Origin of the sequence: Variovorax sp. UMC13 (assembly GCF_014170375.1) — a bacterium.
GTDB lineage: Bacteria > Pseudomonadota > Gammaproteobacteria > Burkholderiales > Burkholderiaceae_C > Variovorax.
In genome coordinates, this window is record NZ_LZZW01000042.1 from 1 (window position 1) to 20,443 (window position 20,443).

The 20,443-nt window shown below is 71.5% G+C and carries 22 protein-coding genes; 9 read left to right on the forward strand and 13 right to left on the reverse strand.

Translation table 11 applies throughout. From position 1 onward, the window contains the following. Positions 1-72 precede the first annotated feature (72 nt). Together apbC and A9977_RS33335 are read left to right on the forward strand one after the other, a co-directional pair. The gene (apbC, locus tag A9977_RS33330; protein ID WP_183029154.1) at positions 73-1,164 is read left to right on the forward strand and encodes an iron-sulfur cluster carrier protein ApbC; all 1,092 of its coding nucleotides are present in this window, start codon (positions 73-75) and stop codon (positions 1,162-1,164) included. A 19-nt stretch (positions 1,165-1,183) separates the two neighbouring features. Further along, complete coding sequence (locus tag A9977_RS33335) at positions 1,184-2,119, forward strand: LysR family transcriptional regulator (protein ID WP_183029156.1); 936 nt, start codon at positions 1,184-1,186, stop codon at positions 2,117-2,119. On the opposite strand, the gene A9977_RS33340 is transcribed toward A9977_RS33335, so the two are convergent. Next, positions 2,053-2,658 carry a phosphatase PAP2 family protein gene (locus A9977_RS33340; RefSeq protein ID WP_183029158.1) on the reverse strand — a complete coding sequence of 202 codons (606 nt, stop codon included), beginning with the start codon at positions 2,656-2,658 and terminating at the stop codon, positions 2,053-2,055. The two genes, A9977_RS33335 and A9977_RS33340, sit on opposite strands and share 67 nt — an antisense overlap. Before the next feature lie 142 nt (positions 2,659-2,800). Here A9977_RS33340 and A9977_RS33345 point away from each other — a divergent pair, with 142 nt between their 5' ends. The 3 genes from A9977_RS33345 to fdhD are packed head-to-tail and all read left to right on the forward strand — an operon-like array spanning position 2,801 to position 6,342. Further along, entirely contained in the window at positions 2,801-5,167 is a 2,367-nt protein-coding gene (locus tag A9977_RS33345; protein WP_183029160.1) for an FdhF/YdeP family oxidoreductase, read from the forward strand. Continuing rightward, entirely contained in the window at positions 5,167-5,436 is a 270-nt protein-coding gene (locus A9977_RS33350) for a hypothetical protein (protein WP_183029161.1), read from the forward strand. Before A9977_RS33345 ends, A9977_RS33350 begins: the two co-directional genes overlap by 1 nt. An 18-nt stretch (positions 5,437-5,454) precedes the next feature. Continuing rightward, positions 5,455-6,342, forward strand: coding sequence for a formate dehydrogenase accessory sulfurtransferase FdhD (gene fdhD, locus A9977_RS33355; protein WP_183029163.1), 888 nt, complete (start codon positions 5,455-5,457; stop codon positions 6,340-6,342). On the opposite strand, the gene A9977_RS33360 is transcribed toward fdhD, so the two are convergent. Further along, entirely contained in the window at positions 6,343-6,819 is a 477-nt protein-coding gene (locus A9977_RS33360; protein ID WP_183029165.1) for a hypothetical protein, read from the reverse strand. Positions 6,820-7,108: 289 nt separating this feature from the next. Between A9977_RS33360 and A9977_RS33365 the strand changes: the two genes are divergently transcribed. Continuing rightward, positions 7,109-7,420 (forward strand): hypothetical protein, encoded by a 312-nt coding sequence (locus A9977_RS33365; RefSeq protein ID WP_183029167.1) that lies wholly within the window; start codon positions 7,109-7,111, stop codon positions 7,418-7,420. Between the two features lie 76 nt (positions 7,421-7,496). Beyond that, a complete protein-coding gene (locus A9977_RS33370; protein WP_183029169.1) occupies positions 7,497-8,507 on the forward strand; it encodes an aldo/keto reductase in 1,011 nt (336 codons plus the stop codon). A 6-nt stretch (positions 8,508-8,513) separates the two neighbouring features. Here the strand turns inward: A9977_RS33370 and mnmH are convergent, their stop codons facing one another. The 5 genes from mnmH to A9977_RS33395 are packed head-to-tail and all read right to left on the reverse strand — an operon-like array spanning position 8,514 to position 12,881. Then, positions 8,514-9,587 (reverse strand): tRNA 2-selenouridine(34) synthase MnmH, encoded by a 1,074-nt coding sequence (gene mnmH / locus A9977_RS33375; RefSeq protein WP_183029171.1) that lies wholly within the window; start codon positions 9,585-9,587, stop codon positions 8,514-8,516. After that, positions 9,580-10,377, reverse strand: a complete 798-nt coding sequence (gene phnE, locus A9977_RS33380; protein WP_183029172.1) for a phosphonate ABC transporter, permease protein PhnE — start codon at positions 10,375-10,377, stop codon at positions 9,580-9,582. Before phnE ends, mnmH begins: the two co-directional genes overlap by 8 nt. Continuing rightward, positions 10,374-11,207, reverse strand: coding sequence for an ABC transporter permease (locus A9977_RS33385; RefSeq protein WP_183029174.1), 834 nt, complete (start codon positions 11,205-11,207; stop codon positions 10,374-10,376). Before A9977_RS33385 ends, phnE begins: the two co-directional genes overlap by 4 nt. Next, a complete protein-coding gene (locus A9977_RS33390) occupies positions 11,204-12,016 on the reverse strand; it encodes an ATP-binding cassette domain-containing protein (protein WP_183029176.1) in 813 nt (270 codons plus the stop codon). The genes A9977_RS33385 and A9977_RS33390 overlap by 4 nt, the downstream gene beginning before the upstream one ends. Positions 12,017-12,023: 7 nt before the next feature. Then, positions 12,024-12,881 (reverse strand): putative selenate ABC transporter substrate-binding protein, encoded by an 858-nt coding sequence (locus A9977_RS33395; RefSeq protein ID WP_183029178.1) that lies wholly within the window; start codon positions 12,879-12,881, stop codon positions 12,024-12,026. Between the two features lie 75 nt (positions 12,882-12,956). Here A9977_RS33395 and selD point away from each other — a divergent pair, with 75 nt between their 5' ends. Then, a complete protein-coding gene (gene selD / locus A9977_RS33400; protein ID WP_183029180.1) occupies positions 12,957-14,024 on the forward strand; it encodes a selenide, water dikinase SelD in 1,068 nt (355 codons plus the stop codon). 7 nt (positions 14,025-14,031) lie between these two features. On the opposite strand, the gene A9977_RS33405 is transcribed toward selD, so the two are convergent. The 5 genes from A9977_RS33405 to A9977_RS33425 form a co-directional block, all read right to left on the reverse strand. Beyond that, positions 14,032-14,640: a DUF2894 domain-containing protein gene (locus A9977_RS33405; RefSeq protein ID WP_183029182.1), complete on the reverse strand. Its 609-nt coding sequence runs from the start codon at positions 14,638-14,640 to the stop codon at positions 14,032-14,034. Continuing rightward, a complete protein-coding gene (locus tag A9977_RS33410; protein WP_183029184.1) occupies positions 14,637-15,284 on the reverse strand; it encodes an OmpA family protein in 648 nt (215 codons plus the stop codon). The genes A9977_RS33405 and A9977_RS33410 overlap by 4 nt, the downstream gene beginning before the upstream one ends. Continuing rightward, positions 15,284-18,040 (reverse strand): DUF802 domain-containing protein, encoded by a 2,757-nt coding sequence (locus A9977_RS33415; protein WP_183029186.1) that lies wholly within the window; start codon positions 18,038-18,040, stop codon positions 15,284-15,286. Before A9977_RS33415 ends, A9977_RS33410 begins: the two co-directional genes overlap by 1 nt. 8 nt (positions 18,041-18,048) lie before the next feature. Further along, the gene (locus A9977_RS33420) at positions 18,049-18,765 is read right to left on the reverse strand and encodes a DUF3348 domain-containing protein (RefSeq protein WP_220812277.1); all 717 of its coding nucleotides are present in this window, start codon (positions 18,763-18,765) and stop codon (positions 18,049-18,051) included. A 95-nt stretch (positions 18,766-18,860) separates the two neighbouring features. Further along, complete coding sequence (locus tag A9977_RS33425; protein ID WP_183029190.1) at positions 18,861-19,280, reverse strand: helix-turn-helix domain-containing protein; 420 nt, start codon at positions 19,278-19,280, stop codon at positions 18,861-18,863. Positions 19,281-19,345: 65 nt separating this feature from the next. Between A9977_RS33425 and A9977_RS33430 the strand changes: the two genes are divergently transcribed. Further along, positions 19,346-20,188 (forward strand): class I SAM-dependent methyltransferase, encoded by an 843-nt coding sequence (locus A9977_RS33430; protein ID WP_183029192.1) that lies wholly within the window; start codon positions 19,346-19,348, stop codon positions 20,186-20,188. Here the strand turns inward: A9977_RS33430 and A9977_RS33435 are convergent. Further along, entirely contained in the window at positions 20,177-20,407 is a 231-nt protein-coding gene (locus tag A9977_RS33435) for a hypothetical protein (RefSeq protein WP_183029193.1), read from the reverse strand. The genes A9977_RS33430 and A9977_RS33435 overlap by 12 nt on opposite strands. Between the last annotated feature and the right edge of the window lie 36 nt (positions 20,408-20,443).

The window sequence follows — 20,443 nt, forward strand, 5'->3', positions numbered from 1 at the left end:
GTGGGGGCATTGGGGCGGGGGCGGAAGCGGGCATGGATCGGGCCGTAGACTACCCCGATTCAGGAGTTGTCAATGGCCCTCACGCAAGCGGGACTTCAGGATGCGCTCAAGGCGGTCCTCGATCCCAACACCGGCAAGGATTTCATCAGCACCAAGGCGCTGAGGAACCTGCAGATCACCGACGGCGACGTGTCCTTCGACGTCGAACTGGGCTACCCGGCCCGCAGCCAGCATGCGGCCCTGCGCAAGGCCCTGGTCGCCGCGGCGCGCACCGTGGCGGGCGTGGACAACGTCTCGGTCAACATCACGACCAAGGTCGCGAGCCATGCGGTGCAGCGCGGCGTGCAGCTGCTGCCGGGCGTGAAGAACATCGTGGCCGTGGCTTCGGGCAAGGGCGGCGTGGGCAAGAGCACCACCGCGGTCAACCTGGCGCTGGCGCTGGCGGCCGAGGGCGCCAGCGTGGGCCTGCTCGATGCCGACATCTACGGCCCCAGCCTGCCCATGATGCTGGGCATCGACCGCCGCCCCGACAGCGCCGACGGCAAGACCATGACGCCGCTGGAGAACCACGGCGTGCAGGTGATGTCGATCGGCTTCCTGGTCGACCCCGACCAGGCCATGATCTGGCGCGGCCCGATGGCCACGCAGGCGCTCGAGCAGCTGCTGCGCCAGACCAACTGGAAGGACCTCGACTACCTGGTGGTCGACATGCCGCCCGGCACCGGCGACATCCAGCTCACGCTGTCGCAGCGCGTGCCCATGACCGGCGCGGTGATCGTCACCACGCCGCAGGACATCGCGCTGCTCGACGCCAAGAAGGGCATCAAGATGTTCGAGAAGGTCGGCGTGCCGATCCTGGGCATCGTCGAGAACATGGCGGTGCACGTCTGCTCGAACTGCGGCCACGTCGAACACATCTTCGGCGCCGACGGCGGCAAGACCCTGGCCGCGCAGTACGGCATGGACTACCTCGGCGCGCTGCCGCTGGACATCAACATCCGCCTGCAGGCCGACAGCGGCCAGCCGACGGTGGTGGCCGATCCCGAGGGCGAGGTGGCCGGCATCTACAAGGCCATCGCGCGCACCGTGGCGATCGGCATCGCGGAGACGGCCAAGGATTTCTCGTCCAAGTTCCCGACGATCACGGTCAGCAAGGACACCTGATCTCCGGGGCCGCCCTGCGATGAACGTCCTGGTCTCGATGCGCTACCTGGCGGCGCTCAACGAGCACCGCCACTTCGGCCGCGCGGCGCAGGCCTGCCACATCACGCAGCCCGCGCTGTCCAACGCCTTGCGCGCGCTGGAGAACGAGTTCGGCGTGCTGATCGTGCAGCGCGGGCGCGCCTTCGAGGGTTTCACGGTCGAAGGCGAGGCGGTGCTCGCGACCGCGCAGCGCATGCTGCACGAACAGGCGTTGCTGCAGGAGCAGCTGCACAGCGAGGCCGCGCACCCGCGCGGGCGGCTGCGGCTGGCCGCGGTGCCGGCGGCGATGACGCTGCTCTCGCGCTTCGCCCTCGCGCTGCGGGCGCGCCACCCGGGCATCGCGCCGACGGTGGTGTCGCTGAGCTCGCTCGAGATCGAGACCGCCCTCGACGGCATGTCGGTCGACCTGGCGCTGGGCTACACCGACCGCACACGGGTGCGCAACGTGCGCCTGGCGATCTGGCCGCAGTGCACCGAGCGTTATTACCTGGTGCAGCGGGCGGCGGGTTCGGCGGAGAACGAAGACGCCGTGCGCATCGGCGCGCCCATCGGCTGGGCCGAAGCGGCGCAACTGCCGCTGTGCCTGCTCACGCCCGACATGCACAACCGCGCGATCGTCGACCAGGCCTTCGAGATGGCCGGCACGCCGGTGAGCGCGGCGATGGAGACCAATTCGCTGCACACGCTGGTGCGCAGCGTCGGCGCGCTGGCCAGCGTGCTGCCGGGGGCGGCGCTCGAGCTGCTGGTGCGTGAACACGGCCCCTTCGAGGCACGGCCGCTGGTCGCGCCCACGCTCGAGACGCCGCTGGGCTTCATGACCCATGCCAGCGAGCGCATGTCGCGCGCGCTTCAGGCGGCGGTCGACCTGGCGCTCAGCGCCGACTGGCGCGCCGAGCTCGCCTCGGCCGTGGCCTGAGTCGAGGCGGCCCGCAGCCACAGCGCCACCTGGGCCCGCAGCGCCGCGGCCGCGGTGCCGCAGACCGTGCCCAGCGCGAAGCCGGCGAGCACATCGAAAGGAAAGTGCACGCCCAGGTAGATGCGCGCCAGGCCGGTGGCCACGGCCAGCGCGGCCACGATGACGCCCGCCGGGCGCAGCAGCGGGCGCCAGCACAAGAAGGCCGCGATGGCCGCCATCACGCTCGCATGGGTGCTGGGCAGGCCGCCGCGCCGGCCGTGCTGCACGAAGTCGGCACTCAGGCCCAGCATGAAGGGCCGCGGCGTGTCCAGCCAGGCCGCCAGCGCATGCGAGAGCAGGCCGACGCCGGCCGCGCAAAGCAGCACCCACACGGCGTCGAGGCGCGCGCCCCGGTGGCGCAGCGCACTCAGCGCCAGCAGCGCGACGATCGCCCAGCTCGCCACCGAGGACATGGGCAGCGCCAGCTGCAGCAGCCGCGGGTCCGCGGCCAGGCCGGCGCCGAGCTGCTCGAACAGCAGCGAATCGAGGGGGGAAGGCATGGGGCGCGAGCGTGGCAGGGCTTTGTGGCCAGGCCGTGTCAACGCGATGAACGATTCATTTCCGGATCGAATCGGGCCATGTCCCGAACCCATTGGCTTCCAGGCGCGGCGGTCCGTAGACTGTTTCGCCAAAGGACATTCCATGGCGGCGCAAGAGCAAAAAATCGAGTTCTACAACGGGCCCGCGGGCGGCTGGGGCGCCTTGCGCAGCGTGACGCGCGCGCTGCTGGCGCAGGACATCCCGGTGAAGGGCGCGAAGACGCTGCTCTCTGCCAACCAGCCCGACGGCTTCGATTGCCCGGGCTGCGCCTGGCCCGACCGCAACCATGCCTCGACCTTCGAGTTCTGCGAGAACGGCGTCAAGGCCGTGGCGGCCGAAGCCACCGCGCGCCGCGCCGGGCCCGAACTGTTCGCGCAGCACACGGTGACCGAACTCGCGGCGCGCAGCGACTTCTGGCTCGAGGACCAGGGCCGGCTCACGCACCCGATGGTCTACGACGCGGCCAGCGACCGCTACCAGCCCATCGAATGGGACGCCGCCTTCGCGCTGATCGCGCGCCACCTGAACGCGCTGCCCGATCCCAACCAGGCGATCTTCTACACCTCGGGCCGGGCCAGCAACGAGGCGGCCTTCCTCTACCAGCTGTTCGTGCGCGAGTACGGTACCAACAATTTCCCCGACTGCTCGAACATGTGCCACGAGCCCAGCGGCAGCGGCATGCGGCCGCAGTTCGGTGTCGGCAAGGGCACGGTCACGCTGGACGATTTCGAGCGCACCGACGCGATCTTCATCTTCGGCCAGAACCCCGGCACCAACCACCCGCGCATGCTGGGCGAGCTGCGCGCGGCCCACAAGCGCGGTGCGCGCATCGTGAGCTTCAATCCGCTGCGCGAGCGCGGCCTCGAGCGCTTCGCCGATCCGCAGGACAAGCGCGAGATGGTGACGATGGGCGCCACGCCGATCAGCACCCACTATTTCCAGCTGCGCATCGGCGGCGACCTGGCCGCGGTCAAGGGCATGATGAAGCAGCTGCTCGAGCGCCAGGACGCGGGCGAGTCGCTGCTCGACGCCGCCTTTATTGCCGAGCACACCACCGGTTTCGAGGCGCTGGCCGCCGACCTGCGCGCCGAGTCGTGGGAGGTGCTGGAACAGGAGAGCGGCCTCGACCGCGCCCAGCTGCGCGCCGCCGGCGACGTCTATGCCGCGGCCGACAGCGCGATCGTCTGCTGGGGCATGGGCATCACCCAGCATGCGCATTCGGTCGCCACCATCCAGATGCTGGGCAACCTGCTGCTGATGCGCGGCAACGTCGGCCGGCCCGGTGCCGGCCCCTGCCCGGTGCGCGGCCACAGCAACGTGCAGGGCGACCGCACCATGGGCATCTGGGAGAAGCCGCCGGCCGCGCTGCTCGACCGGCTGGCCGAGGTCTACGGCTTCGAGCCGCCGCGTGAAAACGGCATGGACACGGTCGAGGCGATCGCCGCGATGCGCGACGGCCTGGGCAAGGTCTTCTTCGCGCTGGGCGGCAACTTCGCCGCGGCCACGCCCGACACCTACGAGACCTGGAAGGGCCTGCGCCGCTGCGAGCTCACGGTGCACGTGGCGACCAAGCTCAACCGCAGCCATGTGGTGCACGGCCGCGAGGCGCTGATCCTGCCCTGCCTGGGCCGCACCGAGATCGACATCCAGGCCGCGGGCCCGCAGGGTGTGACGGTGGAGGACTCGATGAGCATGGTCCACATCTCGACCGGCATCAACCCGCCGGCCTCGGCGCAGCTGCTGTCGGAGCCGGCCATCGTCGCGCGGCTGGCCGAGGCCACGATCGGCCACCGCAGCCGCACGCCCTGGCGCTGGCTGGTGGAGGACTACGCCCGCATCCGCGACCACATCGAGGCGGTGTTCGCCGACTTCAAGGACTTCAACCGGCGCGTGGCCGTGCCGGGCGGCTTCCGCCTGCGCAACACCGCCAGCGAACGCGTGTGGGCGACGTCGTCGAGGAAGGCCGGCTTCTTCACCCACCCGGTTCCGCGCGACACGCCCTCGCACCGCGCGCGGGCGCGCTTCGCCGGCAAGGGCGGGACCAAAGGCGACACGCGCGTGTTCACGCTGCTCACCACGCGCTCCCACGACCAGTACAACACCACCATCTACGGCCATGACGACCGCTACCGTGGCGTGTTCGGCCAGCGCCGCGTGGTCTTCATCCACGCGGACGACATCCGCGACATCGGCCTGAAGAACGGCGACTGGGTCGACCTCCGCACCGTCTGGGACGACGGCCAGGAGCGCCGCGCCGACCGCTTCAAGCTGGTGGCCTACGACATCCCGCGCGGCAACCTCGCGGCCTACTACCCCGAGACCAACCCGCTGGTGCCGCTGTCCTCGGTGGCGCTCAACGCGGGCACGCCGGCCTCGAAGTCGATCCCGGTGATCCTGGTGCCGCACGTGGCACCCGAGCAGGGTGCCGAGGTCGAGACCGCGCGCACGCCCTACGCCGTGGGCGCCTGATGGACGCACCCGACGCGCTGGCGCAGGCCATCCTGCGGGCCCTGGCCGATGCGCCCGCGCGCGACGGCGGCGGCGTCTCGCTGCCGCGCCTGGGCAAGCAGCTGGGCCTGGGCGCGAGTTCGCTGATGCGCGAACTCAGCCGCATGGGCGACGCCACGCTGGGCGGCGTGCCCGGCCCGGGCTGGGTGCGCGTGGCGCAGCAGGACGATCGCTGGGTGGTGCACCTCGAAGCGGCCGGCCGCGCGCTGGCCGACACGCTGCCGCGCTGAGCGAAGAAGGGCGGCACAATGGCCGCGACCCCCATGCCCGACACCACCGATCCCGCCGTTTCCCTGCCTTCGCTGCTGCGCCGCACCGTGCACGTGTTCGGCGAAGGCGGCGATGCGGCCTCGGACGTGGTGCGCGAGGACACGCTCGCGGCCGAGGTGCCGGTGGCGCTGGTCTTCAACGGCATCTCGCATGCGGTGATGATGGCCACGCCGCAGGACCTCGAGGCGTTCGCGCTGGGCTTCGCGCTCAGCGAGGGCATCCTCGACCATGCGCGCGACTGCCGCGACATCGAGGTGCGCACCTTCTCCGCCGAGGCCGCCGGCCTGCCCGAAGGCGTGCCCGCGGCCGAGGTGCGGCTGGACATCTCCACCCGCAGCTTCGAGCGGCTCAAGGGCCGGCGCCGCAGCATGGCGGGCCGCACGGGCTGCGGCGTGTGCGGCGTGGAGAGCTTCGATGCGCTGGAACTCACGACCGAGGCGCTGGCGCCGCGCGACTGGATCGCCCGCGTCGACCTGCCGACCGTGCTGCGCGCGCTGCAGGCGCTGCCCGCGCGCCAGCGGCTCAACGCCGAGGCTGGTGCGATCCACGCGGCCGGCTGGGCCACGCTCGATGGCGAGCTCACCGACGTGCTCGAGGACGTGGGCCGCCACAACGCGCTCGACAAGCTGATCGGCACGCTGGCGCGCGCGAACCGTCTCGAAGCGCCGGGTTTCGTGGTGCTGTCGAGCCGCGGCAGCCATGAGCTGGTGCGCAAGTGCGCGCGGCTGGGGCTGGCGGCGCTGGCCACCATCTCGGCGCCGACCGCGATGGGCGTGCGCATGGCCGAGCTGTCGGGCGTGCGCCTGTGGGGCATGTGCCGCGCGCCGCGCGGCGTGCTCTATGCCCCGGGGGCGGGGCAGGACTGATCAGGCCGCGGCCGCCTGGGTCGCGCGTTCCTCGACCATGCGCGCGGCGAGTTGCGCGGCCAGCTCCAGCTTGCGCAGGTCGCGCTGGCGCAGCAGCAGGTCGGCGTCGAAGCTGAAGGCGTAGAAGGTGCCGTAGATGCGGCCGTCGCTCAGCACCATGGGCGCGCTGAGGTAGCAGCTCACGTTGGCGGGCGCCCGGACGGCCTGCTTGCAGAAGGCGAGTTCCAGCGGCTGGGTCTTCTCGTCGATGAACTGCGCGCCTTCGCCGGCCGCGTAGCGGCGGAAGATCCGGCGGCCGTCGCGCACTTCGCAGGCGAAGGCCGCGTCGAGTTGCTGCTGCTCGCGCAGCAGTTTCAGCACCTGGTGCACCGCCCGGTGAATGTTCGGGTCTGTCTGCGTCGAGGTCGCGATCAACAGTTCCGACACCTGGACGTCCAGCGCATCGGGGGCGTAGTCGAGGTCGAAGCTGTTATCCATGGGGCGGCCTATTCACAATCTGTTGCAGTTGAAGTATTTAAACCTCAAACCGAAAAAATGAGAACTATGGTTTCATCTTTGTGCGGGCTTTTTTCACACAAGTAGTACCAACGTTTCTTTTTTGTCATAGGCCCTTGGGGGGCTGCCTCGATGCGAAGGCCGTCCTGGGTTCTCCCTGGCGGACGCTGCGATATGTAATGCTAATTGACTACTTTCTCCCTTGGTCGCCCAATCGCCCCGGGAGCCGCGGCATCTCGCCCGGCCCTGTCGCCACGCCAAGGAGACCGCCATGTCCGCCACCGTCGTTCAGTACGTGTTCAAGCCCAACCCGGGCGCGAACCTCCAGGAGCTGCTCGCGCTGATCAAGGAGGCGGCCGAGATGTGGCGAAAGCACGGGGCCGACGTGAGCCTCTGGAACGTGCAGGTGGGCGAGGTCGGCAACATGACCTTCGTCGTGCGCTGCGAGTCGGCCAGCCAGCTCGGGTCCACGCTGGATGCGCTCAACGGCGATCCGAACTTCGTCGCCTGGCGGGCTCGCAACCTGCAGGCGGGGCTGGCGAGCTGGGTGCGCAGCAACCAGGCCTACGAGATCGCGATCTGACCATCGGGGCCTTGCGCGCGCGAATCCGCGCAACTGCCTACACTTTCGGCTCCTCCGATTCCACACAAGGCATTCGATGAGCATCCCCACCACCCGCCTCGGCCGCACCGGCCTCACCGTGTCGCGCCTGGCGCTGGGCACCATGACCTTCGGCCTGCAGACCGAGGAGTCGGTCTCGCACGCGATCCTCGACAAGGCCACCGAGGGCGGCATCAATTTCCTCGACATCGCCGACGTCTATCCGCTGGGCGGCGGGCTCGAGCGCGCGGGCCGCAGCGAAGAGATCGTCGGGCGCTGGCTCAAGGCGCAGGGCCCGGGCCGGCGCGGCGATTTCATCGTCGCCACCAAGGCGGTCGGCAAGATGGGGCCCAACGCCTGGGACCAGGGCGCCTCGCGCAAGCACCTGCTGGCCGCCATCGACGCCTCGCTGGCGCGGCTGCAGCTCGACCACGTCGACCTCTACCAGCTGCACAGCGACGACCGCGAGACGCCGCTGGACGAGGCCATCGAGGCCATGGACACCATCGTGAAGTCGGGCCGCGCGCGCTACATCGGCGTGTCCAACTTCCTGGCCTACCGGCTGGCGCGCGCGCTGGGCCGGGCCGACTACCTGCGGCTCACGCGCTTCGTCTCGGTGCAGCCGCGCTACAGCCTGCTGTTCCGCGAGATCGAGCGCGAGCTGCTGCCGCTGGTGGATGAAGAAGGCCTGGGCGTGATTCCCTACAACCCGCTCGCGGGCGGCCTGCTCACGGGCAAGTACCAGCCCGGCTCGAAGCCGCAGGAGAACACCCGCTTCACGCTGGGCACGGCCGGCACGATGTACCAGGACCGCTACTGGAACGAGCGCAGCTTCAACGCCGTGCAGGGGCTGCATGCGCTGGCCCAGGAGGCCGGCGTGCCGCTCGCCACGCTGGCCGTGGCCTGGGTGCTCGCGAACCCGTCGATCACCGCGCCGCTGCTGGGCGCGAGCCGGCCCGATCAGCTCGACGCCACGCTGGCCGCAGCCACGTACCGGCTCGACCCGGCCCTCAAGCTGAAGCTCGACGAACTCACGGCCGAGTTCCGCAAGGGCGACGCGCCGCGCTGAGGACCCTCAGGCGCGCGCCGGCAGGGCCAGGATCGCGTCGGCCACGGCGTCGATGCCGGCCGGCGTGAGGTCCGGCGCCGCGACCCGCTCGCGCTGCGGCCAGGCCGCGAAGTGGCGCTCCTGCGAACGCGCGTAGTGCGGGTCGTAGTGCAGCGCCATCAGCTCGGCGAACAGCAGCGGCAGTTCGCCCGCCCGGGCCCAGGCCTGCCAGCGCTGCACCGTTTCCTTGCCCTGCATCTCCTTGAGCCGGCCCAGCGTCTCGGCCAGCGCGTCGCGGTCCTCGCCCAGGTAGGCGTAGTCGCGCAGCAGGAAGTCCAGCCGCGCCGCGGGCGTGGCCTCGACCTCGATGCAGCGGGCGGCGCGCATGCGCGTGACCAGCGGCACCGGCAGCGCGATGCGGCCGATGCGCGGGCTCTCGCCTTCGACGTACAGCGGCCGCGCCAGGTCGAGCGTTTCGAACACGGTCGCGATGCAGGTCTCGAAATGCTTCTGCGACGGCTGCGGCACGCCCGGCCAGGCGCCCAGCAGCGAGCCCTTGTGGCGGGCGGCATGCTCCAGGTCCAGCACCTGGGCGCCGCGCGCGGCCAGCGCCTCCAGCACGCGGGTCTTGGCGCTGCCGGTGGCACCGCAGACCACGCGCAGGTCGAGCTGCGGGCACAGCGTCTCGATCTGTTCCAGCACATGGTGGCGAAAGCTCTTGTAGCCGCCCGCGAGCTGCTGCGCGTCCCAGCCGACCAGGCGCAGCCACTGCACCATCGAGCCGCTGCGCAGGCCGCCGCGCCAGCAGTAGACCAGCGGCCGCCACGACGCGGGCCGGTCGGCGAACTGCTCGCGCAGGTGGCGCGCGAGGTTGGCCGCCACCATCGCGCCGCCCACGCGCCGGGCCTCGAAGGCGCCGGTCTGCTTGTAGAGGGTGCCGACGATGCGGCGCTCGTCGTCGTCGAGCACCGGGCAGTTGATCGCGCCCGGGATGTGGTCGAGCGCGAACTCGGCCGGCGTGCGCGCGTCGACGATCGTGTCGAAGGCGTGGCGGTCCTTCACCCGCGTGGGCTGGAAGTTCTTGGAGGGCCGGTCATGCATAGGCCGACCCTAACCCACGCCGCAGCCGGGCGCTGAGGAAATCGACCAGCGCCACCAGCCCGAACATCGCGATCAGCACCGTCATCGCCTGCGGCTGCTGGAAGATCGACAGGTGGAAGTACAGCAGCTGGCCCAGCCCGCCGCCGCCCACGAAGCCCAGCACCGCGGCCATGCGGATGTTCATCTCCCAGCGGTAGAGCGTGTAGGCCACCCACTGCGGCAGCACCAGCTGCAGGCTTGCATAGACGAAGGCCGAGACCGGGCCGGCGCCGGCCTGCACCAGCGCGTCTTCGGGCGCGCGCGGCGCGTTCTCCAGCCCTTCGGCGAACAGCCGGCCCAGCACGCCGGTGGTGTGCAGGCCCAGCGCCAGCGCACCGGCGAAGGGGCCGATGCCCGCGGCCAGCACCATCAGCGCGGCCCAGACCAGCTCGGGCACGCTGCGCAGGAAGTTGAGGACGAAGCGCGACAGCGGCTGCGCGATGCGCCCGAAGCGGCCCGAGGCCGGCAGTGCCAGCAGCGCGCCCGCGGCCGCGGCCAGCAGCGTGCCCAGCGCCGACACCGCCAGCGTCTGCAAGGCGCCCCAGCCGGCCTTGGCCAGGAAGGCCGGCGAGAGGTCGGGCGGGAAGAACTCGGCGACGAACTTGGCCATCAGCCGCAACGACTCGCCGGTGAACAGCGCGCGGTAGTCGATGCCCAGGTAGACGAAGCTCGCGGCCACGGCGGCGAGCACGCCTACGGTCACGATCCGGCAGCGGATGCAGGGCGGCGGCGCGGGGGGCAGCGTCGTCATGCGAGCAGCTTCCGCAGTGCGTTGCTCAGCGCATCGGCCAGCAGCACCAGGGCCAGGAACACCAAGAGGATGCTGCTGGCCTCGCCGCCGTTGAGCATCTTCATCGACTGGTCCATGAGCTGGCCCAGCCCGCCCGCGCCGACGAAGCCCATCACCACCGAGGCGCGCACCGCGCACTCCCAGCGGTACACGGTGTAGGAGGCCAGTTCCTGGGCCGCGTTTGGCAACAGGCCGTAGCACAGGGCGGCGATGCGGCCGCTGCCGGCCTCGAGCAGCGCGCGCGCCGGGCGCGTGTCGGTCGATTCGAGGATCTCGGCATAGACCTTGCCCAGCATGCCGCCGTAGGTGATGGCCAGCGCCAGCACGCCCGCGGCCGGGCCCAGGCCGAGCGCGCGCACGAAGATCAGCGCCCAGACGATCTCGGGGATGGCGCGCAGCACCATCAGCAGCGAGCGCACGGCCTGGCGCCCGGCCATCGCGCGTGCGCCGCCCGGCCCGGGCCCGATGCGCGAGACCGACAGCGCGCGCGTGCCCAGGCAGGCCAGCGGCACCGCGATCGCGAAGGCCAGCGCGGTGCCGGCCGTGGCCATGGCCAGCGTCTCGAGCGTGGCGCGGGCCAGCAATGCAAGGAAGTCGGGCGAGCCCTCGGGCGGCAGGAAGCCCGCGAGGAAGCCGCCGATCACCGCCAAGTTGCCCGGGGCGAACAGCGCCCAGGGCTTGAACTCGGCCAGCACCAGCAGGGGCCAGGCGATCACCAGCGCGACGACCGTCAAGCCGATGCGCGCGCGGGCCTGCGGGTCGCGCCGGGGTGTCGCGGCGGCGGGGCTCACGGGCAGTCGGGCCGGCGGAAGGTGGGTTCGGCGAGGGGCTGCACGGCCGTGTCCGCACTCGGCGGCCCGCCTTCGCTCGCATAGAGCGCCACCAGCATGGCCTGCGTCACCTCGGCGGCCGGGCGGTCGAACAGCACACCACCGTCGCGCATGCCCACGATACGCGGAAACCAGCGCAGCGCCAGGTCGACCGCGTGCAGCGAGGCGACCAGCGTGGCGCCCGTGGCCTCGCTCTGCGCGATCAGCGTGCGCACGGCGGCGTCGGCCAGCGTGGGGTCGAGCGCCGACACCGGCTCGTCGGCCAGCAGCAGCGCGGGCCGCTGGTAGAGCGTGCGCGCGATGCCCACGCGCTGCAGCTGGCCGCCCGAGAGGCGGTCGCAGCGCTCGAACAGCCGGTCTTCCATCGCCACGCGGGCGAGCGCTTCGTGCGCGCCCTCGATGTCGGCGGGATGCAGCAGCGAGCGCAGCGCGCGCGCCGTCGACCACTGGCCCAGCCGCCCGGCCAGCACGGCCGACACCACGCGCAGCCGCGGCGCGATCGGCGGTGCCTGGTGCACGGTGCCGATGCGCGCGCGCAGCCGGCGCAGCGGTGCGGGCGGCAGGCGCCAGGGCGCCGTGCCCAGCGCCTGCACCGAGCCCTCGCCGGGCCGCAGCGCCGCGCCCAGCACGCGCAGCAGCGTGGTCTTGCCGGCGCCCGAAGGGCCGATGACCGCGATGCGCTCGCCGTCGCGCGCAGCCAGCGTCACACCTTGCAGCGCACGCTGGCCGTTGGGGTGGACGACGCCGACGGTCTCGAGGGCGAAGCTCACGCCAGGGTCACTTGATCAGGCCGGCGGACTTGCCCGCCGTCTCGATGCCGTCGTAGTTGGAAGACTTGGTGGCGATGAACCTGCTCGCGCGCTGCAGGTCCATGATCGGCTTGTGCGCCGGGTTGGCCGGGTCGAGCTTGAGGAAGGCCTCGGTCAGCTTTTTCTGCAGCGCCGGGTCCAGGCCCGGGCGCACGGTCCAGTTGTAGTCGTAGTAGGTCGGCGTGGTGGCGAGCACGCGCACCTTGGCGGCATTGGGGTTCTTGGCCTCCACCAGCTTGTCCCAGACCGAGGCGTTGAGCACGCCGGCCTCGGCGCGGTTGGCCGCCACGAAGGCCACGGTGGCGTCGTGCGCGCCGGAGAAGGCAACGGTCTTGAAGTCCTTCTCGGGGTTGATGCCGGCCTGCAGCAGGAAGTAGCGCGGCATCAGGCTGCCCGAGGTGGAGGAGGGCGCGCCGAAGGCGAAGGTCTTGCCCTTGAGGTCGGCCACCGACTTGGCCGTGCTGTCGATGGGCACGATGAACTTGCTGGTGAAGACCTCGTCCTCGGCCCGCTGCGCGATCGGCACCACGCCGCCGTTGGTGCGGATGCGGGCCTGCACGAAGGTGAAGCCGCCCAGCCAGGCCAGGTCGATCTTGTTCGTCGCCAGGCCCTCGACCACCGCCGCGTAGTCGGTCACGGGCGTGAACTGCACGTCCAGGCCGGTCTCCTTCTTGAGGTAGTCGCCCAGCGGCGTGAACTTGCGCTGCAGCTCGGTGGGTGCCTCGTCGGGGATGGCCGACACGCGCAGCACCTGGGTCTGGGCAAAGGCGCCGCAGGCGGCGAGGGAGACAGAGAAAGCGAGCGTCAGCCGGGCGAAAGTCTTCATGGGGTTTACCTTTGTGGGCTTGCAGGACGGGGGGCGGACCATTGTAGGAAGCCTTCGTCCTTCGATAATCCCCGCATGAACCCCACGCCCATGAACCCGCTCGCCCCGCTGCGCCTGACCAGTTTTTCCCATGGCGGCGGCTGCGGCTGCAAGATCGCGCCGGGGGTGCTGTCGGAAATCCTCCGCAACAGCCACGCGGGCTTCATCCCGCCCGAGCTCATGGTCGGCATCGAGACCGCCGACGACGCGGCGGTCTACAAGCTCAACGACACGCAGGCGCTGATCGCCACCACCGACTTCTTCATGCCGATCGTGGACGACCCCTACGAGTTCGGCCGCATCGCCGCCACCAACGCGATCAGCGACGTCTATGCGATGGGCGGCAAGCCCATCATGGCGCTGGCGCTGGTCGCGATGCCGGTCAACCAGCTGCCGATCGAGGTGATCGGCGAGATCGTGCGCGGCGGCCAGGACGTGTGCCGTGCGGCCGGCATCCCGATCGCCGGCGGCCACACCATCGATTCGGTCGAACCGATCTACGGCCTGGTCGTGATGGGCCTGGTGCACCCGGAGCGCGTGCGCCGCAACGCGGGCGCGCAACCCGGCGACCTGCTGGTGCTGGGCAAGCCGCTGGGCGTGGGCGTGCTGTCGGCGGCGCTCAAGAAGGAAAAGCTGTCGGAAGCCGGCTACCGGCAGATGATCGACACGACCACGAAGCTCAACACGCCGGGCATCGCGCTGGCGCAGCTCGACGGCGTGCATGCGCTGACCGACGTGACCGGCTTCGGCCTCGCGGGCCACGCGCTCGAACTCGCGCGCGGCGCGGGGCTCACGGCCGTGATCGAGTGGTCGAAGGTGCCGCTGCTCGATGGCGTCGAAGCCATGGCGGCCGACGGTTTCGTGACTGGCGCCTCGGGCCGCAACTGGCAGGGCTACGGCGCCGAGGTGGTGCTGGCCGAGGGCCTGCCCGCGACGGCGCAGAACCTGCTGAGCGATCCGCAGACCTCGGGCGGCCTGCTCGTGAGCTGTGCGCCCGAGACCGTGGCGGCGGTGCTGCAGGCGTTCCGCGACGAGGGCTTCGCGCAGGCGGCCGTGGTGGGGCACACCGAAGCGGGCGCGGCGGGCCTGCGGGTCCTGGCCTGAGCGGCCGTCAGCGCGCCTTGGCGCGCGCGCTCTTGCGTGCCGGGGCGCGCGGCGCCTCCGGGCTCGGCGTGGCGACCTGGGTGTGCGCCTGCTCGACCCACATCAGCGTGTCGACATAGCCCATGAAGCGGTGCAGGTAGGCCGGCGAGAGCTCGCGCATCAGCAGCAGCGAGCGGTGCACCAGGTGGTGCGAATTCAGCGGGCCCGCGTTCTCGGGCACCTTGGCCAGCGACTGCGTGAGCTGGCGGTCGGCATTGAGCCGGGTCCAGGTCTGGCGGAAGTAGCCCAGGGTCTTGAGCTCGGGCGCGCCGCCCAGGCTGCCCGGTGCGTGCGCGTCGACCGCGGCATGTTCGGCGAGCTGCGCGCTCAGCGCGGCGAGTGCGCCCGGGGCCGCGACGCTGGCAGGTGGCGGTGCGACGGCCGCCTGCCCGGTACGCAGCGCATAGGCCGCGACCAGGGCTTCGAGCCGCCGGTCCAGCCCCTCGCGCGCCGCGCCGCTGTGCTCGGCCGCCCGCCGGGCCATGGCCTCGATCAGCCGGAAGCGCACCGGGTCGAGCCGGTGCGCGCCTTCCGCGCGCCAGGCGGCCAGCCGGGCACCGACGTCTTCTTCGTTCACGGCTTCTTCGCCGCCACCGCGCTCGACGGCCGCGGCGTGGGCGCCATCTCCACGCGCCGGTTGCGCGAGCGGCCGTCGGCATCGGCGTTCGAGGCCACCGCCTGCTCGGCGCCGAAGGCCGCGGCGAAGACCGAGGCGGCGGGCAGGCCTTCCTCGATCAGCGTGCGCGTCACGGTCAGCGCGCGCTGGGCCGAGAGCTCCCAGTTGTCGGCGAACTGCCGGTTGCCGCCGCGCACCTGCCGGTTGTCGGTGAAGCCGCTGACCATCAGGATCTCGTCGCGCGAGCGCAGGTAGGCGGCCACCGGCTCGGCCAGGCTCTTGAGCAGCTGCCGGCCCTCGGGCTGCAGCTCGGCCGAGTTGAGGTCGAACAGCACGTTGCCGCTGATGCCGATGCGGCCGTTGGTCAGCGTCACGCGGCCGGCGGCCAGCGGGCCCGCGAGCGCCTGCTCCAGCGTCTGCAGGCGCTGCGCTTCGGCCTGGCGCTGCTTGACCTCGGCCTCGAGCCGGCTCGTGAGGTCGAGCTGCATGCCGATCACGCCCACCAGGATCAGCACGAAGGCGCCCAGCAGGCCCGACATCAGGTCGCCGAAGACGGCCCAGACCGGCACCGCCGGCTCGACCTCGGCTTCGATGTCCTCGCTCATCACGCTTCGCTGCCCGCGGCCATGCGCTGGCTGGCGATCTGCTGCAGGTCTTCGACGATCTGCTTCTGCGACAGGATGCTCAGGTCGATCACCTCGCGCGCCTGCGCCACGTAGTAGGCCAGCTGCTCGTCGCTGCGCGTGAGCGACTTGCCCAGCGCGGCCTCGATGCGCTGCAGCTGGGCGCCAAGCTTGTCGTTCGATTCGGAGAACAGCTGCACCGCGAAGCCGAAGGCCTCGCCCAGGCTCGCGACCTCGACCGCGCTGCCGGTGATCTGCGCCGCCACCTCGGCCATCTTGCCGGCCTCGGTGCCGACCTGGTCGGTGAAGCGCGCACCCACGCGCTCGAGCAGCTCGGCCGAGGTCGACACCAGCGCATCGATGGCGCCGCGCTGTTCGGTGGACGCATGGTTGACCGCCTGGAGCAGGGTCTCGAGCGTGCCCAGGATGCGGCTGCGTTCCTCGAGCATGCTGTTGTCGCGCGCCATGCCCTCGCTGAGCTTCTGGCGCAGCTCGGTCATCACCTCGGCCGCGGCGCGCGGGGCCTCGGAGGCCAGCTGCACCAGCTGGCCGATCTCGGCGATGGTGCTCTTCGTATGGGCTTCGGTCTGGGCCGAGATCTCGGTGGCGGTCCGCGCCAGCGTGTCGCAGATCGCCTGCTGCTGGGCCTCGCTGCGCTCGCCGGTCTGGTCCCATTGCGCCTGCAGCGAGGCGGCCATCGCTTCCAGCGCGCCGGTCCAGGCCGTGAGGCGCTGCTGGTCGCTGGCGGCGAGGCCGGCCTGCAGCTCGGTGTGGGCCGTGTCGACCGTGCGCAGCAGCGAGGCCGCATGCTGTTCGAAGGCGGCCGATGCCGCGGTCAATGCGCGCGGTGCTTCGGACGCGGCCTGCAGCAGCTGGCCGATCTCGGCGAGCGTGTTCCTTGCCTGCGCTTCGGTCTGCGTGGAGATCTCGGTGGCGGTCTGCACCAGCGTGTCGCAGATGGCCTGCTGCTGGCGCGCGCTGCGTTCGCCGGTCTGCTGCCACTGCTGGTCCAGCGATGCGGCCATGGTGTGCAGCGAAGCGGTCCAGGCGGCGAGCCGCTGTTCGTCGCTGGCGGCCAGGCCGGCCTGCAGTTCGGTGTGGGCCGTGTCGACCGTGCGCAGCAGCGAGGCCGCGTGCTGCTCGAAGGCGGCCGAGGCGGCGGTCAGCGCGCGTGGCGCTTCGGCGCTGGCCTGCATCAGCTGGCCGATCTCTGCGAGCGTGTTCTTCGCCTGCGCTTCGGTCTGGGCGGAGATCTCGGTCGCGGTCTTCACCAACGTGTCGCAGATGGCCTGCTGCTGGCGTTCGCTGCGTTCGCCGGCCTGCAGCCACTGCTGCTGCAGCGCGGCGGCCATGGCTTCCAGCGAAGCGGTCCAGGCGGCGAGCCGCTGCTGGTCGCCGGCGGCCAGGCCGGCCTGCAGTTCGGCATGGGTGCTGTCGACGCTGCGCAGCAGCGCGGCCGCGTGCTGCTCGAAGGTGGCCGAGGCGGCGGCCAGCGCGCGCTGCGTGTCGCCCGACAGGCCCTGGCTCACGCGCTCGTGCTGCGCCAGCGCGCCCTCCCAATGCGCGGACAGGCCGCCGACCGTGTGTTCGAGGCGGGTCGAGACGCCGTCCACCAGCGCCGCCGAGCGCTGCTCGAAGGTCTCGGTGAAGCGGCCCAGCGTGTCGCGCAGGTCCTGCGCCAGCGCCGCGCTGCTCTGTTGGTGGCCGGCGAGCGCGGCCTGCCAGAGGCCGGCGACGGTGGTGGTGCCGGTCTCGAGCCGGCGCGTGAGGCCGTCGAGCTGCTGCTGCATGCTGTGGCCGACGGTGTCGTGCAGGGCGGCCGTCTCGCGCGCGATGCCGGCCATCGTGGCCTCGACCACGGGCTGGATGGCTGCGCTCGCCAGCCGGGCGCTGTCGGTCATGCTCTCCTTGAGCGAGCGGTCGACCGAGGCGGCCAGGCCGGCGTAGGCGGCTTCGGTCTTGGCATGGAAGTGCTGCTGGTTGTCGATCAGCCCGTCGTTGAGCGCCTGGGCCTGGCGTTCCATCGCGCCCATCATGGCCTGCAGCCGGTCGACCAGCACCGGCAGCGCCTGGCCCTGGGCCTGCAGCAGCCGGAAGGATTCGTCGCGCTGGTGCGCAAGCGAGAAGGGGCGCAGCACGGTCGCGATGCGGGTGTCGAGCAGCTGCGCGGCCTGCAGCCGGTCGCGCCGGCACAGCGCCGAGATCAGGCCCAGCATGGCCGAGGCGGCCACGCCGGCCAGCGAGGTGCCGAAGGCCAGGCCCAGGCCCTTGACCGGGGCCGACAGCGAGGCGCGGATGGCCTGCAGGTCGGTCGCGCTCTCGAGCGCCGAGCCGGTGCCGTTGAGCGTGACCATCATGCCCAGGAAGGTGCCCAGCATGCCCAGCAGCACCAGCAGGCCCGCGAGGTAGGGCGTGAGCGCCGGGCCGGGCAGGCCGATGCGCTCGCCTTCGACGCGCAGGCGCACCGCGTTGCGCAGCGAGGGGTGCAGCGGCTCGAGCCAGGCGGTCAGGCTGGCCGGGGCCGCCGGCAGGTCGGCCACGGCCTGCGCCAGCGTGCCGGTGGCCTGCCGGTAGCGGCGCAGTTCCAGCGCGCCCATCACGTAGAAGGCGGCGATCAGCAGCGAGATCAGCAGCGCCAGCGGGTTGGTGCCGATGTAGCCCAGGCCGACCCAGCAGACGGCGGCCAGGCCCACGAAGAAAGCGGCGTATTTGGAGAGATCGGGAAGGGATCGGGTCATGTGGTCTGTCAGCGGGCGCGAAGGGCTTCGAGCAGCCCCTCGACCGGTTGCAATCGGATGTCCAGCTCGGCCAGCAGCACGGCGTGCATGTCCTTGCCGAACACGTCCAGCCAGTGGGCGGCGGGAAGGCGGAGTTGGTCGTAGTCGTGGTGTTCGTCGGGCGCGTCGTCCTGCAGCGCGCGTTCGGCGCGCTCGGCCTGGGCCGCCTGCGCGGCCACTTGTGCCTGGTGGGCCTTCTGCAGCCGCTCGAAGTGCTTGCCCAGCAGCGTGGGCACGGTCGCGAGCAGGCTGTGTTCCTTCGGGCCCAGCACCTGTTCCATCACCACGTCGAGGGCCGCGAGCTGGGCCATGGCCGGCGACCTGGCGGCCAGCCGGGTGCGCACATGGGCGCGCAGCGGCGCGATGCGCGTCTCCATCGCCTGTTGCCGGGCGAGGTAGCGCCGGCGGTGGGGCGTGAAGTCGGCGGTGGTGTCCATGGCGGCGTCGGCGTGGGGAAAGGCGTTCTTGTCGGCAATGGCCAGCACCAGCGCCGTCCGCACGCGTGCGAACTCCGCTTCCTCCGCGCTGCCGGTGGACGCGCGCGCGCTCGATGGCGCCGGGGCCGGACTCCCGTTCATCACGGTGGACAGCGAGATGTCGTCGGTCCAGCCGAACCATTGGCTCAATCGGTCCGAGAAGGACCGCTTGGCGTCGGGAACGTCGATGTCCGTCAGTCGAGCGAGCAAGCGAACGAGCGCCGAGCCGGTGAAACTTGTGCGCTGTGACACGTGCACCCCCTCCCGCCGATCGAAAAACCTGGCAGTCTACACTGAGCGCTCACTCACGTCGTGGCGGCGCGACCCCCGATGGCACCGGCCTCGGCCGCGCGCAGGATGCGGCGGAAGCTCGGGCATTCCATGTGGCTGGGCGCGCGGCAAGCCGCGGCGTGCCGCAGGCCGTCGCGCATGGCGCCAAGCCGGCGGATGGTGCGGTCGAGTTCCTGCGCCTTGTCGCGCAGCAGCTGGCGGTCGATCCGGGGCTGGCCGTCGGGCGCGAACATCCGGGCGATCGCATCGAGCGAGAAGCCGGCCGCGCGGCCGAGCGCGATTAGCGCCAGCCGCTCGACCACATCGGCATCGAACAGCCGCCGCAGGCCCTGGCGGCCCACCGAGGCGATCAGCCCCTTGCTCTCGTAGAAACGCAAGGTGGAGGCGGGCAGACCGGAGCGCCGCGCGACCTCGCCGATGTCCAGTGCATTCATCTCTTGACCTCAAGTCGACTTGAAGTTGCAAAGTCTAGCCTTCGACAGATCCAAAGGAGTGCGACATGAAGACATCACCCACCGGGAGCGTGCAGGCCGCGCTATGGAACGGCCGCGCCGGCCGTGCCTGGGTCGAGGGCCAGGCCATGCTCGACCGGATGTTCGCCCCCTTCGAAGCGATGCTCGTCGACGCCGCGGCCGCCGTGGCGGCGCAGGCCGTGCTCGACGTGGGCTGCGGCACCGGCGCCACCACGCATGCGATCGCGCGCCGGCTGGGCCCGTCCGCGCATTGCACGGGCGTCGACATCTCCCAACCGATGGTCGCCGCGGCGCGCCTGCGGGCCGGGCCGGGCGCGCGCACCGACTTCCTCTGCGGCGATGCCCAGACCCAGGCCTTCGCGCCGGCCCGCTTCGACCTGCTGGTCTCGCGCTTCGGCGTGATGTTCTTCGACGACCCGGTCGCGGCCTTCATGAACCTGCGCCGGGCCGCGCGACCCGGCGCCGAACTGCGCCTGATCGCCTGGCGCTCGGCCGAGCAGAACCCCTTCATGACCACCGCCGAGCGCGCGGCCGCGCCGCTGCTGCCGGCCCTGCCGCCGCGCCAACCGGATGCGCCGGGCCAGTTCGCCTTTGCCGAGCGCGATCGCGTGGAGGCGATCCTGCGCGGCAGCGGATGGGGCGGGATCGCGATCGAGCCGATCGACGTCGGCTGCAGCCTGCCGGAGGCCGATCTGGTGCGCTACTTCACCGGCCTGGGGCCGCTGGGGCTGGTGCTCGAGGATGCCGACGAAGCGACCCGCACGCGCCTGGTCGACACGGTGCGCCAGGCCTTCGATCCCTTCGTGCGGGGCGACGAGGTGCGCTACGACGCCGCCTGCTGGTGGATCACGGCACGCTCAGTGGAATGAGGCGACGAGTTTCCAGGCGATGGCCACCAGCAGCCCACAGCTGGCGAAGCCGATGGCGCTGATGCCGTGGGCATCGTCCAGCCCCTCGGCCGAGCGCAGCCGGCGGGGATAGCGGCCCCAGGTGACCAGCTTCAGGATGGCCCAGCCGGGCCAGTAGAAGACGAAGCCGAAGGCCACGGTGGCGAACAGGCGGGCCAGGAGCGCGAGCAGTGTGTCCATGATCGGCGCCATTGCAGCACCGGCCGGGGCTTCTGG

Bases quoted from the DNA above. Each gene is read 5' to 3' on its own strand.
- A9977_RS33395 (WP_183029178.1), bottom strand. From the start codon at position 12,881: ATGAAGACTTTCGCCCGGCTGACGCTCGCTTTCTCTGTCTCCCTCGCC.
- phnE (WP_183029172.1), bottom strand. From the start codon at position 10,377: ATGACGACGCTGCCCCCCGCGCCGCCGCCCTGCATCCGCTGCCGGATC.
- mnmH (WP_183029171.1), bottom strand. From the start codon at position 9,587: ATGCATGACCGGCCCTCCAAGAACTTCCAGCCCACGCGGGTGAAGGAC.
- A9977_RS33415 (WP_183029186.1), bottom strand. From the start codon at position 18,040: ATGACCCGATCCCTTCCCGATCTCTCCAAATACGCCGCTTTCTTCGTG.
- A9977_RS33345 (WP_183029160.1), top strand. From the start codon at position 2,801: ATGGCGGCGCAAGAGCAAAAAATCGAGTTCTACAACGGGCCCGCGGGC.
- selD (WP_183029180.1), top strand. From the start codon at position 12,957: ATGAACCCCACGCCCATGAACCCGCTCGCCCCGCTGCGCCTGACCAGT.
- A9977_RS33435 (WP_183029193.1), bottom strand. From the start codon at position 20,407: ATGGACACACTGCTCGCGCTCCTGGCCCGCCTGTTCGCCACCGTGGCC.
- A9977_RS33365 (WP_183029167.1), top strand. From the start codon at position 7,109: ATGTCCGCCACCGTCGTTCAGTACGTGTTCAAGCCCAACCCGGGCGCG.
- A9977_RS33340 (WP_183029158.1), bottom strand. From the start codon at position 2,658: ATGCCTTCCCCCCTCGATTCGCTGCTGTTCGAGCAGCTCGGCGCCGGC.
- A9977_RS33370 (WP_183029169.1), top strand. From the start codon at position 7,497: ATGAGCATCCCCACCACCCGCCTCGGCCGCACCGGCCTCACCGTGTCG.
- A9977_RS33410 (WP_183029184.1), bottom strand. From the start codon at position 15,284: ATGAGCGAGGACATCGAAGCCGAGGTCGAGCCGGCGGTGCCGGTCTGG.
- A9977_RS33425 (WP_183029190.1), bottom strand. From the start codon at position 19,280: ATGAATGCACTGGACATCGGCGAGGTCGCGCGGCGCTCCGGTCTGCCC.
- A9977_RS33350 (WP_183029161.1), top strand. From the start codon at position 5,167: ATGGACGCACCCGACGCGCTGGCGCAGGCCATCCTGCGGGCCCTGGCC.
- fdhD (WP_183029163.1), top strand. From the start codon at position 5,455: ATGGCCGCGACCCCCATGCCCGACACCACCGATCCCGCCGTTTCCCTG.
- A9977_RS33430 (WP_183029192.1), top strand. From the start codon at position 19,346: ATGAAGACATCACCCACCGGGAGCGTGCAGGCCGCGCTATGGAACGGC.
- A9977_RS33335 (WP_183029156.1), top strand. From the start codon at position 1,184: ATGAACGTCCTGGTCTCGATGCGCTACCTGGCGGCGCTCAACGAGCAC.
- A9977_RS33360 (WP_183029165.1), bottom strand. From the start codon at position 6,819: ATGGATAACAGCTTCGACCTCGACTACGCCCCCGATGCGCTGGACGTC.
- apbC (WP_183029154.1), top strand. From the start codon at position 73: ATGGCCCTCACGCAAGCGGGACTTCAGGATGCGCTCAAGGCGGTCCTC.